The 14051-nt window shown below is 68.5% G+C and carries 9 protein-coding genes; all 9 read left to right on the forward strand.

Annotation, left to right across the window (positions count from 1 at the left end; genetic code table 11):
* Positions 1-102 precede the first annotated feature (102 nt).
* The 9 genes from polA (at position 103) to HRL51_RS05670 (ending at position 14051) form a co-directional block, all read left to right on the forward strand.
* Positions 103-2808, forward strand: coding sequence for a DNA polymerase I (gene polA, locus HRL51_RS05630; RefSeq protein WP_244960278.1), 2706 nt, complete (start codon positions 103-105; stop codon positions 2806-2808).
* 272 nt (positions 2809-3080) lie between these two features.
* The gene (gene rpsA, locus HRL51_RS05635; protein WP_172119994.1) at positions 3081-4532 is read left to right on the forward strand and encodes a 30S ribosomal protein S1; all 1452 of its coding nucleotides are present in this window, start codon (positions 3081-3083) and stop codon (positions 4530-4532) included.
* Between the two features lie 173 nt (positions 4533-4705).
* Positions 4706-5032: a DMT family transporter gene (locus tag HRL51_RS05640; RefSeq protein WP_172119995.1), complete on the forward strand. Its 327-nt coding sequence runs from the start codon at positions 4706-4708 to the stop codon at positions 5030-5032.
* Between the two features lie 114 nt (positions 5033-5146).
* Positions 5147-6391: a dephospho-CoA kinase gene (coaE, locus tag HRL51_RS11935; RefSeq protein WP_172119996.1), complete on the forward strand. Its 1245-nt coding sequence runs from the start codon at positions 5147-5149 to the stop codon at positions 6389-6391.
* A gap of 16 nt (positions 6392-6407) precedes the next feature.
* Entirely contained in the window at positions 6408-7058 is a 651-nt protein-coding gene (locus HRL51_RS05650) for a cation transporter (RefSeq protein WP_172119997.1), read from the forward strand.
* 18 nt (positions 7059-7076) lie between these two features.
* On the forward strand, positions 7077-9173 hold the full coding sequence (gene uvrB, locus HRL51_RS05655) for an excinuclease ABC subunit UvrB (protein ID WP_172192559.1): 2097 nt from the start codon (positions 7077-7079) through the stop codon (positions 9171-9173).
* Between the two features lie 336 nt (positions 9174-9509).
* The gene (locus HRL51_RS05660) at positions 9510-10535 is read left to right on the forward strand and encodes a TerC family protein (protein ID WP_172192561.1); all 1026 of its coding nucleotides are present in this window, start codon (positions 9510-9512) and stop codon (positions 10533-10535) included.
* A 16-nt stretch (positions 10536-10551) separates the two neighbouring features.
* On the forward strand, positions 10552-11538 hold the full coding sequence (locus tag HRL51_RS05665; RefSeq protein WP_172120000.1) for a TerC/Alx family metal homeostasis membrane protein: 987 nt from the start codon (positions 10552-10554) through the stop codon (positions 11536-11538).
* Positions 11535-14051 (forward strand): HAD-IC family P-type ATPase, encoded by a 2517-nt coding sequence (locus tag HRL51_RS05670; RefSeq protein WP_172192563.1) that lies wholly within the window; start codon positions 11535-11537, stop codon positions 14049-14051. Before HRL51_RS05665 ends, HRL51_RS05670 begins: the two co-directional genes overlap by 4 nt.

The following is a 14051-nucleotide window of genomic DNA, read 5'->3' on the forward strand; positions in this document are numbered from 1 at the left end:
TAGGCTGGCACGGTGAGCACCACCTCGACCACCCCTGACCAACCCGGTAACGACGTCGCACGCCCCGCTTCAGGACGGCTGCTGCTCATCGACGGCCACTCCATGGCCTTCCGCGCCTTCTTCGCGCTACCGGTGGACTCCTTCACCACCTCCACCGGCCAGGCGACCAACGCCGTCCACGGCTTCACCTCCATGTTCCTCTCGCTCCTGGAGCAGGAGCAGCCCACCCACGTGGCGGTGGCCTTCGACCTGCCGGGCGGCACCTTCCGCACCCAGGAGTACGCCGACTACAAGGGCACGCGTGACGAGACCCCGCAGCCCTTCATCGGCCAGATCGAGCTGATCGAGGAGATGCTCACCGCCTTCGGCGTGCGCTCAGTGACGGCACCGGGGTTCGAGGCCGACGACATCCTGGCGACCCTGGCCACCCAGGCGCAGGGGGAGGACATGGAGGTCCTCATCTGCTCGGGTGACCGCGACTCCTTCCAGACCGTCACGGACCGCTGTACGGTGCTCTACCCCGTCAAGGGCGTGTCCACCCTGCGCCGGATGACGCCGCAGGAGGTCCAGGAGCGCTACGGCGTGCCGCCCGAGCGCTACCCGCACCTGGCGGCCCTGGTAGGGGAGACGAGCGACAACCTGCCGGGAGTGCCCGGGGTCGGCCCGAAGACGGCGGCGAAGTGGATCAACCTCTACGACGGGCTGGAGGGTGTCATCGCCCACGCCGAGCAGATCAAGGGCAAGGCCGGGCAGAACCTGCGGGACCACCTTGACGACGTCATCCGCAACCGCCGGCTCAACCGGCTGCGCACGGACCTTGACCTGGGCATCGACCCGCTCAGGGACCTGCGCACGCCGCTTGCGGACCGCAGCGCCGTGGCCCGGGTGATGGAGAGCCTGGAGCTTCGCACGCTCCACCAACGGGCTCTGCGGGTACTGAGCTTCTCCGACACCGCTGACCACGCCCAGGAGGTCAGGGGGGAGGGGGCTCCACGTGCTGCCCTGGAGGACCTCGAGGTCGTTGCGCTGGGACGTGAGGTGGCGCCGGGACAGGTCGAGCGCTGGCTCCACCGTCACCTGGGCGACGCCGGCGTGCCCATCGGCCTCGACGTCGTCGGCACGCTCGCACCCGGACGCGGTGACGCCCAGGTGGTGTCGGTGTCCGACGGCGTACGCGCCCTGGTGATGGACATGACTCTCATGCTTGCCGCGGACGAGCAGGCGCTGGACGAGCTCTTGTCGGACCCGGACCACCCCAAGGTGGTTGCCGACGCCAAGGGGACCTGGCACGCCCTGCACGGACGCGGTGTCCGACTGGACGGCGTCGTGGCGGATCCGGCCCTGGCTGCCTACCTGTGCCGCCCGGAGCAGCGCACCTACGACGTCGCCACGCTGGCGGAGCGCTGGCTCGGCCTGGACCTGGAGTCCCTGGCCCAGGCCGAGGAGGAGGCGCAGAGCGTCTTCGACCTGGAGTCACTGGCTGAGGGCACGGCGCCGCGGACCCTGGTCGCCTCCGCTCGACGCGCCGCCTCGCTGCTGGCGCTGCAGGAGGTGCTGGACAGGCAGATGGCCGAGCGTGGGGCCCAGACCCTGTACACCGAGCTGGAGATGCCGGTGGCGGCGTGCCTGGCGGAGATGGAGGACGCGGGGATCGCCGTCGACGACTCCGTGCTGTCCGCCCGTGAGACCGAGCTTGACGCCCGGGTGACGCACGCGGCTGAGGCGGCCTTCGCCGCCGCTGGTCACGAGCTCAACCTCTCCAGCCCCAAGCAGCTTCAGGCCGTCCTCTTCGACGAGCTGGAGATGCCCAGGACACGGCGCACCAAGCGCGGTTACACCACGGACGCCGAGGCCCTGGCGGCCCTGTACGCCAAGACCGGTCACCCCTTCCTGGAGAGCCTGCTGGAGCACCGCGACGCCATCAAGCTGCGTCAGACGATCGAGGGCCTGCGCAAGGCGGTGCTGCCCGACGGGCGTGTCCACACCACCTTCCAGCAGACCGTGGCAGCCACCGGACGGCTGTCCTCGACCGACCCGAACCTGCAGAACATCCCCGCCCGCACGGAGGAGGGGATGCGGGTCCGAGAGGCCTTCACGGTGGGGCAGGGCTACGAGTGCCTGCTGACAGCCGACTACTCCCAGATCGAGATGCGTATCATGGCTCACCTCTCTGGCGACCAGGCGCTTATCGACGCCTTCCGCTCAGGGGAGGACCTCCACCGCTACGTCGCCGCTATGGTGCACGGGATCGACGTCGCTGACGTCACCGCCGAGCAGCGCAGCCACGTCAAGGCCATGAGCTACGGGCTGGCCTACGGACTGTCCACCTACGGCCTGGCCCGGCAGCTGGGGATCGACAACGCCGAGGCCTCTGGGCTGCGCGACGCCTACTTCGCCCGGTTCGGTGCCGTGCACGACTACCTGGAGTCCGTGGTCGCCCAGGCCCGCCGTGACGGGTGGACCCAGACGATGTTCGGGCGTCGCCGCTACCTGCCGGACCTGACCAGTGACAACCGCCAGCGTCGCGAGATGGCGGAGAGGGCTGCGCTCAACGCCCCGATCCAGGGCAGTGCGGCGGATATCGTCAAGAAGGCGATGATCGACGTCGCTGACGCGTTGGCAGAGGCCGGGCTGGCCTCACGCATCCTGCTGCAGATCCACGACGAGCTCCTCCTGGAGGTGGCGCCGGGTGAGGCTGACGCCGTCGAGGAGCTGGTGCGTGCTCGTATGGCTGACGCGGCTGACCTGTCCGTGCCGCTGGACGTCTCGGTGGGGCGCGGGGCCACGTGGAGGGCTGCTGCCCACTGAGGCGGGCCGGTGGCGGGCCCGTGGCGGCCTGGACGGCTGCGCCGACGACGGCCTTCAGGAAACGTGAGCGATTCCACGCCAACGGCTCGCTGTTGGGGGAGGGTCTGAGGGGGCGAGGCCTGGGAGGACCCTGGTAGAGTCACGCGGGTGCGTCCCAGGTCCTCGACCAGAGGACCAACCGCACCGTGGGCCAGTCCGGGCTGGTTCGCGCGAGGGGGACGCATGGTTTCTGCTGACCCGACCCACCAGTCCGTATTCGGAGCACCTACTCAATGACCACAACCACGCCCAGCCCCGCCCCGGTCGCCGTCAACGACATCGGCTCGACCGAGGAGATCCTCGCCGCCGTCGACGAGACCATGAAGTACTTCGATGACGGCGACATCGTCGAGGGCACTGTCGTCAAGGTCGACCGTGACGAGGTCCTCCTCGACATCGGCTACAAGACCGAGGGCGTCATCCTCGCTCGCGAGCTGTCCATCAAGCACGACGTCGACCCCGACGAGATCGTCTCCCTCGGTGACGAGATCGAGGCCCTTGTCCTTCAGAAGGAGGACAAGGAGGGACGCCTGCTCCTGAGCAAGAAGCGCGCCCAGTACGAGCGTGCCTGGGGCACGATCGAGCGCGTCAAGGAGGAGGACGGCGTCGTCACCGGTACCGTCATCGAGGTCGTCAAGGGCGGTCTCATCCTCGACATCGGCCTGCGCGGTTTCCTGCCCGCCTCGCTGGTGGAGATGCGTCGCGTCCGCGACCTCCAGCCCTACGTCGGCCGCGAGCTCGAGGCCAAGATCATCGAGCTGGACAAGAACCGCAACAACGTGGTCCTGTCCCGCCGCGCCTGGCTCGAGCAGACCCAGTCCGAGGTCCGCACCAACTTCCTCCAGACCCTGCAGAAGGGTCAGGTCCGCACCGGTGTGGTCTCCTCCATCGTCAACTTCGGTGCCTTCGTGGACCTGGGTGGCGTCGACGGTCTCGTCCACGTCTCCGAGCTGTCCTGGAAGCACATCGACCACCCGTCCGAGGTCGTCGAGGTCGGTCAGGAGGTCACCGTCGAGGTTCTCGACGTCGACTTCGACCGCGAGCGTGTCTCCCTGTCGCTCAAGGCGACCCAGGAGGACCCGTGGCAGGCCTTCGCCCGCACCCACGCCATCGGCCAGGTCGTGCCCGGCAAGGTCACCAAGCTCGTTCCCTTCGGTGCGTTCGTGCGTGTCGAGGACGGCATCGAGGGCCTGGTCCACATCTCCGAGCTGGCCCAGCGCCACGTCGAGGTGCCCGAGCAGGTCGTCAAGGTCGGCGAGGAGGTCTTCGTCAAGGTCATCGACATCGACCTGGAGCGTCGCCGCATCTCCCTGTCGCTCAAGCAGGCCAACGAGGGCGTCGACCCCGCCTCCGAGGACTTCGACCCCTCGCTGTACGGCATGGCTGCCGAGTACGACGAGAACGGCAACTACAAGTACCCCGAGGGCTTCGACCCGGAGACCAACGAGTGGCTCGAGGGCTACGACGCCCAGCGCGAGGCCTGGGAGGCCGAGTACGCGGCTGCCCACGCCCGCTGGGAGGCCCACAAGGCTCAGGTCGCCAAGGCGCTGGAGGAGGAGACCGAGGCTGGCGAGACCGCCGCTGCTGGCTCTGCCTCCTACTCCTCGGCCCCGGCCGAGTCCACCGGCACCCTGGCCTCCGACGAGGCCCTGGCTGCCCTGCGCGAGAAGCTGACCGGCAACTGAGTCGGGTAGCGTGCTGAACTGACGAGGCAGCTCAGCAACCAGCATCAATCTGGCCCCGTCCACCATCAGGTGGGCGGGGCCAGATCGTGTGCTAGGTTCATCTGGCGCCGGGACGACCCGGTGACGACGACGCACGCGGGGACGGCCCCCACCAGCACGGAAAGGGACTGGTCATGTCCTGGATCGTCCTCATCATCTCTGGAATGTTTGAGGCCGTGTGGGCCACGGCGATGAGCCGCTCCGAAGGATTCACCCGTCTCATTCCCAGCCTCGTCTTCGCCGTCAGCTGCCTGATCTCCATGGGCGGATTGGCATACGCACTGCGAGAGATTCCCGTGGGTACTGGCTACGCCGTTTGGACGGCTATCGGCGCCGCCACGACCATCACGTGGGCCATGGTCACTGGCGCGGAGTCGACATCTGTCGTCAAGGTTCTCCTTCTGATCGGTCTGATGTCCTGCGTGGTCGGTCTCAAACTCATGTCGGACGCTGAGCATTAAGGCTTCGGCGCCGGTTGCTCCGGCCTGTCACGATGGCGCGTCCTACGCGCCGTAGTGCCCACCTCGTCGGCTAGCTGCGTCGTCTCACCCGAACGTGACCACTAGGCTCGTCACATGCACGATCTCACCGCCCTCGTCACTGGCTTTCAACCTTTCGCCGGCGGAGCAGACAATGCTTCCTGGCAGGCAGTGCGGATCCTGCCCGACGACATTGCTCTCGCGGGAGGAGGGTTGAGGCTGGTCCGTGAAGAACTGCCCGTGACCTTCGCCGGTGCTGCTGAGCGAGTCCGGGAGCTCATCGCACAGGTCAATCCTGACGTCATCGTGCATGTGGGACTGGATGCGACTGCGCAAGCCATTAAGCTCGAAACCACGGCATACAATGAAGCCACCGCCACGATTCCCGACAATGCCGGTGCGCAACCGGATCATGAAGCAATCGTTCCGGGCGGCTCGCACGTGCTGCACTCTTCGTGGGCCGCACACGCCCTGGCCGGCAGGCTGGTCGCCGCGGGGCTGCCAGTCACGACGTCGGACGACGCCGGGCGCTATGTCTGCAACACAACGTTGTACACGGCGCTGGACGCCACCGGAACGGACCAGGCTCGTCCCACAGGTTTTGTCCATGTCCCCCTTGCGAGCTGCGTCGACACCCCGACGGTGGCACACACTCTCACCGCGTTGCTGACGGAGCTAGCTGACCAGGTGCGACGTCATCGTGCTTGGGACGCTGGTCAGAGCCGACTGATCATCCCCCGATCCGCCAGGCCCTTGCGGGTGGGCCTCACTGGGGGAATCGGCTCAGGCAAGTCGACCGTGGCCGGGGAGCTCGCTGCTCGCGGGGCGCACGTCGTGGACGCTGACGCCGTGGCACGGGCCGTCGTCGAGCCAGGCCAGGCCGGCCTGGACGAGATCCGCCAGGCGTTCGGTGAGACCGTGCTCCGCCCTGACGGCAGCCTGGACCGTGCCGCGCTCGCCGCACGGGTCTTCGACGACGACGAGGCCCGCGCCCGGCTGGAGGCGATCATCCTGCCCAGGGTCGCCTTCACGGCCGCCAGGCAGATGGAGGCCGCGGACCCGGGCCAGGTGGCGGTCTACGACGTCCCGCTGCTGGCTGAGGGAGGCATGGCTGACCTCTTTGACGCCGTCGTGGTGGTGACCGCGCTGCGCGAGCCACGGCTGGACCGCCTGGAGGCGAGAGGCCTGAGCCGTGCGGACGCCGAGGCCCGCATGAGCCGTCAGGCTAGTGACGAGGAGCGCGAGGCCCTGGCGGACCTTGTCCTGCGCAACGACGCCGGCCTCGGAGAGCTTCGGCGCCAGGTCGACCAGCTGTGGGGCACGCTCTCGGGGCGGGACTGACCTCATGGCTGATCGCATGACTGACAGTACCGACGATCGCGAGGTCGGCGAGGAGCCGGAGCTGACCGCCTCCACACTGGACCAGCGAGGACGACGCGTGGTCGCGCTCGTTGCCGGGCTCAACCTCGCCGGCCTGCTCATCGAGGTCGTTGTCGCCAGCATGATCGGCTCGGCCTCGCTGCTGGCCGACGCCGCGGACTTCCTGGAGGACTTCCTCATCAACGCCCTCGTGCTAGCGGCCCTGGGCTGGTCGGTAGCCGGCCGACGGCGGGCGAGCAGGTGGCTGGCAGGCCTGATCCTCCTGCCCGCGCTGGCGGCCCTGGCCACGGCGGTGTGGAAGGTCGTCACCGGTGCCCCGCCCGACGGCGGTGTGCTGAGCGGGACCGCCGTGCTTGCCATGGTCCTTAACGCCGCGAGCGCCCTGGCCCTGATGAGCCTGCGTGGTCGCGGGGGAGCGCTGGTGCGTGGCGCCTGGCTCGCGGCCCGCAACGACGTCCTCGCCAACCTGCTCATGGTGGCTGCGGGCCTGGTGACTCTCGCCCGCCCGAGCGTGTGGCCTGACGTCGTCGTCGGTGCCTTCATGGCCGTGGTGAACCTGCGTGCCGCCCGAGAGGTGCTCGAGCAGGCGCGCTGCGAGGACCCCGCCCTGGAGCTGGACGAGGACTAAGGCTCTAGGCTGTGCCTCATGCGTCCTGTCACCGACCTGCGCCGTGCCGAGAAGCCCTTTGAGGTCATCAGCCCCTACACCCCCTCCGGTGACCAGCCCACCGCTATCGCCGAGCTCACCGAGCGGCTCAACGCGGGGGAGAAGGACATCGTGCTGCTGGGCGCCACCGGAACCGGTAAGTCCGCGACCACGGCGTGGCTCGTCGAGCAGGTCCAGCGCCCCACGCTCATCCTGGAGCCCAACAAGACCCTGGCCGCCCAGATGGCGGCGGAGTTCCGTGAGCTGCTGCCCGACAACGCGGTGGAGTACTTCGTCTCCTACTACGACTACTACCAGCCCGAGGCCTACGTCCCCCAGACCGACACCTTCATCGAGAAGGACTCCTCGATCAACGACGAGGTCGAGCGTCTGCGTCACAGCGCCACCAACTCCCTGCTCACCCGGCGCGACGTCGTCGTGGTCTCCTCCGTCTCCTGCATCTACGGCCTGGGCACGCCGCAGGAGTACGTCGACCGGATGACTCCGCTGGCGGTCGGGGAGCAGATCGACCGTGACGAGCTGCTGCGACGCTTCGTCGGTATGCAGTACACGCGCAACGACATCGACTTCACCCGCGGGACCTTCCGGGTGCGTGGGGACACGGTGGAGATCATCCCCATGTACGAGGAGCTGGCGATTCGCATCGAGTTCTTCGGGGACGAGATCGAGTCCCTGGCCACCCTCCACCCCGTCACCGGAGACGTCATCTCCACCGTCGACCAGGTCTTCGTCTTCCCGGCCTCCCACTACGTGGCCGGCCCCGAGCGCCTGACCCGGGCCATCAAGGGCATCGAGGACGAGCTGGCCGAGCGCCTGGCGGTCCTGGAGCGTGACGGCAGGCTGTTGGAGGCCCAGCGCCTGCGCATGCGCACCACCTATGACCTGGAGATGCTGAACCAGATCGGCACCTGCTCGGGCGTGGAGAACTACTCGATGCACATCGACGGGCGTGAGCCAGGCACCCCGCCCAACACCCTGCTGGACTACTTCCCGGAGGACTTCCTCCTCGTCATTGACGAGTCCCACGTCACCGTCCCGCAGATCGGTGCCATGCACGAGGGCGACGCTTCCCGCAAGCGCACGCTCGTGGACCACGGCTTCCGCCTGCCCAGCGCCCTGGACAACCGGCCTCTGACCTTCGCGGAGTTCGAGGACAGGATCGGTCAGACCGTCTACCTGTCCGCCACGCCTGGCGACTACGAGATGAGACGGTCCGACGGCGTCGTCGAGCAGATCATCCGGCCCACCGGCCTCGTGGACCCCAAGATCGTCGTCAAGCCGACGCAGGGACAGATCGACGACCTCCTGGAGGAGGTGCGCGCGCGCACCGACAAGGACGAGCGGGTACTGGTGACCACCCTCACCAAGCGGATGGCCGAGGACCTGACCACCTACCTCGCCGACCGCGGGGTCAGGGTCGAGTACCTGCACTCCGACGTCGACACCCTGCGGCGCGTGGAGCTGCTGCGTGAGCTGCGCCTGGGACAGTTCGACGTCCTGGTGGGTATCAACCTGCTGCGCGAGGGGCTGGACCTGCCTGAGGTCTCGCTCGTGGCGATCCTGGACGCCGACAAGGAGGGGTTCCTGCGCTCGTCGACCTCGCTGATCCAGACCATCGGCCGTGCGGCCCGAAACGTCTCCGGCGAGGTCCACATGTACGCGGACACGACCACCCCGGCCATGCGTGAGGCGATTGACGAGACCGAGCGGCGCCGGGCCAAGCAGATGGCCTACAACGACGCCCACGGTATCGATCCCCAGCCCTTGCGCAAGAAGATCGCGGACGTCACCGACATGCTGGCGCGTGAGGACGTGGACACCGAGGAGCTGCTGGCCGGCGGCTACCGCGGGCACGAGGACCGCCAGGTGGCCACCCGGCGCAAGAAGGCGGCTGAGGCAACCGTGCGTGAGAAGCTTGCCGGTGCCGCGGAGTCGGACCTGGTCGAGCTGATCAACGAGCTGACAGGCCAGATGCACGCCGCCGCCGAGGACCTGCACTTCGAGCTGGCCGCGCGTCTGCGTGACGAGATCCAGGACCTGAAGAAGGAGCTGCGTGCCATGCGTGCGACCAGCTAACCCCTCCCTCTGCGAGACCGTACGTTTCACGCTTCCAGACCGTATGACAGGGCGCTGATACGGTCTGGAAGCGTGAAACGTACGGTCTCGGCGTGCTGAACGGCACAGCGTGGGGGGCCGACGGCGCTCGGCGGCTCCGCCGTCGTCCGTTAGACTCAGCGGCGTTCATACGGAGGGGAGTACTCCCACCAACAACGGCGTCGTCATCACGGCGGACCGAGGCAGGTCGAGCGCCTGACCCGGCCCCCGGCGCCGCGGGCCCTGAAGCGCCGCACCCAGCCGCGTCTTCCTGGCGGGAGGAGACCTCCGGTACCAGTCTCGTACCGGAGGAGCACCGTGGAGGTCCACGCCCTCGGATGGATCGCGCTGGCCGCGATCATCCTCGCCATGATCACCATCGACATCGTCGGGCACGTGCGCACGCCCCACGAGCCGACCCTCAAGGAAGCCGCCTGGTGGTCAGTGGGATACATCGCCCTGGCCGTCATCTTCGGCGCCATCGTGTGGGGCGTGTGGGGAGGCCAGTATGGCCAGGAGTACTTCGCCGGGTACATCACGGAGAAGGCCCTGAGCATCGACAACCTCTTCGTCTTCGTCATCATGATCTCCAGCTTCCGGGTACCTCGGAAGTACCAGCAGGAGGTCCTGCTCGCGGGCATCGTCATCGCCCTGGTGCTGCGGCTGGTCTTCATCCTGCTGGGGGCGGCCCTCATCGAGAACTTCTCCTGGGTCTTCTACCTCTTCGGTGCCTGGCTGCTGTGGACCGCCTTCTCCCAGGCCCGTGAGGGGGTCCAGGAGCCTGACGACCACTCCGAGGAGTACGAGCCCAGCGGCTTCGTCCGGCTCGTCTCGCGAGTGGTCCCCATGACCGACGGCTTCGTGGGCGGCAAGGTCGTGCACCGCCACGCCGGACGCACCATGATCACCCCGATGCTGCTGTGCATCATCGCCATCGGCACCGCTGACGTCATGTTCGCCGTCGACTCCATCCCGGCCATCTACTCCCTGACCGCCGAGCCCTACCTCGTCTTCGCGGCCAACGCCTTCTCCCTGCTGGGCCTGCGCCAGCTCTACTTCCTCATCGACGGCCTCCTCGACCGCCTGGTGTACCTGCACTACGGCCTGGCGGCGATCCTGGGCTTCATCGGTTTCAAGCTCGTCAACCACGCCCTGCACACCAACGAGCTGCCCTTCATCAACGGCGGGCACCACTGGGAGGTCGTCCCCGAGCCGTCGATCGGGGTGTCGCTGGGCTTCATCGTCGTCGTCATCGTCATCACCGTGCTCGCCTCCCTCGTGGCCTCCCGACGCGCGGCTCGTTCCCAGGAGACCGCCCCCGCCCAGGAGCTTCCGCGCCCCTGAGGAAGGACCTCCTTCCATGACCGTCAGCCCACTTGCCTGGACGGTACTGACCTGCCTCGTCGTCGGCCTGCTCGCCGTCGACTTCGTCGGCCACGCCCGCCATCCCCACCCTCCCTCGATGAGCGAGTCCGTGCGCTGGACGCTGGGCTACACCGCGCTGGCTGCGCTCTACGGGCTGGGGGTGGGGCTGACCGCAGGCTGGACCTGGGCAGGACAGTTCTACGCCGGCTGGCTCACCGAGTGGTCTCTCAGCGTCGACAACCTCTTCGTCTTCATCCTCATCCTCGGTGCCTTCCGCGTGCCGCGGCCCTTCCAGCAGAAGGCCCTGCTGGCCGGGATCGTCATCGCGCTCGTGCTGCGTCTGGTCTTCATCCTGGCTGGTGCCGCCCTCGTGGCACGCTTCAGCTGGGTGTTCTACCTCTTCGGGGCCTTCCTGCTCTACACGGCGATCAAACAGATCGCGCAGGCCCGTGCTGAGCACGACAGCGACGACGCCACCGAGTACGTCGACAACGCGCTCACTCGCCTGGTGCGTCGGGTCATACCCACCACGGAAGGTTTCGTCGGGAACAAGCTGGTTCACCGGCACGGTGGACACACGATGATCACGCCACTGAGCGTGTGCGTCCTGGCCCTGGGAACTGCGGACCTCATGTTCGCCTTCGACTCGATCCCGGCCATCTTCGGCCTGACCCAGGAGCCTTTCCTCGTCTTCAGCGCCACGGCCTTCTCCCTGCTCGGCCTACGTCAGCTGTTCTTCCTCATTGACGGGCTCCTCGAACGACTGGTGTACCTGCCCTACGGGTTAGCAGTCATCCTGGGCTTCATCGGATTCAAGCTCATCAATCACGCCCTGCACACCAATTCCGTCCCGCTCCTCAACGGCGGGGAGCCCATCGCCCTCGTCCCCGAGCCCTCAACCGGAGCGTCCTTGATCGTCATTGTGGGCACCTTGGCTATCGTGGCGGTCACCAGCCTTATCCGCACCCGGAGGAACGCATGACTGACGGCGAGTCGCACGAGGATGCCCACCCTGACGACAACCGGGGCCTGAGCCAGGCCGAGGTCGACGAGCGCCGGAGGTCTGGCCGGACCAACGAGTTCAAGGAGACCACCTCACGCTCGGCGGCCCAGATCCTGCGCGCCAACGTCTTCACGATCTTCAACGGCATCCTCGCCGTCGCCCTCGTGCTGGTCCTCGCCTTCGGCTCTCCGGCGGACGCGCTGTTCGGCTTCGTCCTCATCCTCAACACCGCCACGGGCACGATCGCCGAGGTCCGCGCCAAGCGGGCGCTGGACCGTCTCACCGTCCTGGACGCACCGACGGCCCACGTCGTGCGGGACGGGCGGGACCAGGACGTGGCCGTGGGCGAGGTGGTCCTGGACGACCTGCTGCGCCTGCGCCCGGGCGAGCAGGTCCCGGCGGACGCCGTCGTCCTGGAGCCCGACGGGCTGGAGGTGGACGAGTCCATCCTCACCGGGGAGTCTGACGCCGTGCGTCCGGGGCCTGACGACGCCGTCATGTCCGGCACGACCGTGACAGCCGGCACCGCCCTGGTGCGCACGACCGCGGTCGGCGCGGACGCCTACGCCCACCGCCTGGCGACGCAGGCGCGCAGGTACTCGCTGGTCGTCTCTGAGCTCCAGGCCGGGACCAACCGCATCCTGCACTGGATCTCCTGGGTCATCGTGCCGGTGGGGCTGCTGGTCGTCTGGTCCCAGATGCGGCTCAGCGGCGGGGTAGGGGCCTCTGTCGCCTCGGGGGAGTGGAAGGTCGCGCTGGTGGCCGGCGTGGCTGGTGTGGTCGGTATGGTGCCTCAGGGCCTGGTGCTCCTCACCAGCGTCAACTTCGCCACCGCCTCGCTCAAGCTCGCCCGACAGCACGTCCTCGTCCAGGAGCTGCCGAGCGTCGAGGTGCTCGCACGCGTGGACACCCTGTGCCTGGACAAGACCGGGACGCTGACCACCGGCCGGATCACCATGCGCGAGGTGCTCGGCGCCTCGGGCACGGACGACGCCGGCGAGCAGCTGCGCGAGCCGCTGCTGGCCCTGACCGGAACGGCTGACCCCAACGCCACCGCCGAGGCCGTCCTGGAGGCCCTCACGGGCCAGGAGATCGGCAAGGACACCGACGGGCGGAGCCTGGAGGCCGTGGCCGCCCTGCGCGACCGGGTCGGCCGGGCCGTGCCGTTCTCGTCATCGCGCAAGTGGTCCGGCGTCGAGCTTGACGACGGCTGCTGGGTCATGGGCGCGCCCGAGATCGTCCTGAGCGAGGCCGACGGCGGCACGCAGCTCCTGGAGCGTGCACGAGACCTTGCTGGTGGGGGAGTGCGAGTGGTCGCGCTGGCTCGCTCGTCGAGCACCTCCGGCATCCTGGGGGCCGATGAGGCGGGCCAGGCTCGTCTCCCGCGAGAGCTGGAGGCAGCGGGTCTGGTGGTGCTGAGCGAGGAGGTACGACCCGACGCCGCCCAGACCCTGGAGTACTTCCGTGCCCAGGGCGTGGAGGTCAAGATCATCTCCGGAGACAACCCGGACACCGTGGCAGCGGTGGCTGCCCGTGCCGGCGTACGCGGACCCGACGGCACGGAGGGATCGCAGCCTGTGGCCCTGGACGCGCGTAAGCTTCCCACCCGCGCCGACGACCCGGCCGACCGTGAGGCCCTGGCCGCTGCGCTGGACGGCGCCCAGGTGCTCGGACGAGTGACGCCTGAGCAGAAGAAGGCCGTGGTCCAGGCCCTCCACCTGCGCGGGCGGACCGTGGCGATGACCGGTGACGGCGTCAACGACGCCCTGGCCCTGAAGGAGGCGGACCTGGGTATCGCGATGGGTAACGGTGCGCCGGCCACGAAGGCGGTGGCTCGCATGGTCCTGCTCAGCGGCGAGTTCTCAGCCCTGCCCGGTGTCGTGGCCGAGGGACGGCGCGTCATGGCCAACACCGAGCGCATCGCCTCGCTGTTCCTGTCCAAGACGGTCTACGCCAGCCTCATCGCCGTCGTCGTGGCCGCCACGGCGATCAGCTATCCCTTCCTGCCCAGACAGCTGACGATCGTGTCCTCGCTGACCATCGGTGTCCCGGCCTTCATCCTGGCCCTTGCCCCTAACACCCAGCGCTACCGCGCCGGATTCCTCCCACGCGTGCTGGCCCTGGCGGTACCGGCGGGACTCGTGGCCGGGACCGCGACGCTGGCAGCTCAGCAGTGGCTGGAGCGTACCGGCGCGAGCGAGGCCCAGGTGACCACCGGCGCGACGCTCGTCCTCGTCATGGCCGGGCTCAGCCTGCTGACGCTCACTGCCAGGCCGCTGCTGGGCTGGAGGCTCGGGCTCATCATCGCCATGGGGGCCCTGGCTGTGCTGGGCGTCCTGGTGGCACCGGTGCGTGAGTTCTTCCTGCTCGCCTGGCCGACGACGCCGACCTGGCTCGCCGTCCTGGTCGGGGGCGGTGCCGCGGTCGCCGGTATCCAGGCCGTCGGTGTGGCCCGGTGGGTCGGACGCCTGACGAGCCGGGCCGAGAGGTAG

Origin of the sequence: Actinomyces faecalis (assembly GCF_013184985.2) — a bacterium.
GTDB lineage: Bacteria > Actinomycetota > Actinomycetes > Actinomycetales > Actinomycetaceae > Actinomyces > Actinomyces faecalis.

Coding starts and splice junctions, on each gene's coding strand:
- polA (WP_244960278.1), top strand. CDS start 103: ATGGCCTTCCGCGCCTTCTTCGCGCTACCGGTGGACTCCTTCACCACC.
- HRL51_RS05650 (WP_172119997.1), top strand. CDS start 6,408: ATGACTGACAGTACCGACGATCGCGAGGTCGGCGAGGAGCCGGAGCTG.
- HRL51_RS05640 (WP_172119995.1), top strand. CDS start 4,706: ATGTCCTGGATCGTCCTCATCATCTCTGGAATGTTTGAGGCCGTGTGG.
- HRL51_RS05665 (WP_172120000.1), top strand. CDS start 10,552: ATGACCGTCAGCCCACTTGCCTGGACGGTACTGACCTGCCTCGTCGTC.
- coaE (WP_172119996.1), top strand. CDS start 5,147: ATGCACGATCTCACCGCCCTCGTCACTGGCTTTCAACCTTTCGCCGGC.
- uvrB (WP_172192559.1), top strand. CDS start 7,077: ATGCGTCCTGTCACCGACCTGCGCCGTGCCGAGAAGCCCTTTGAGGTC.
- HRL51_RS05670 (WP_172192563.1), top strand. CDS start 11,535: ATGACTGACGGCGAGTCGCACGAGGATGCCCACCCTGACGACAACCGG.
- rpsA (WP_172119994.1), top strand. CDS start 3,081: ATGACCACAACCACGCCCAGCCCCGCCCCGGTCGCCGTCAACGACATC.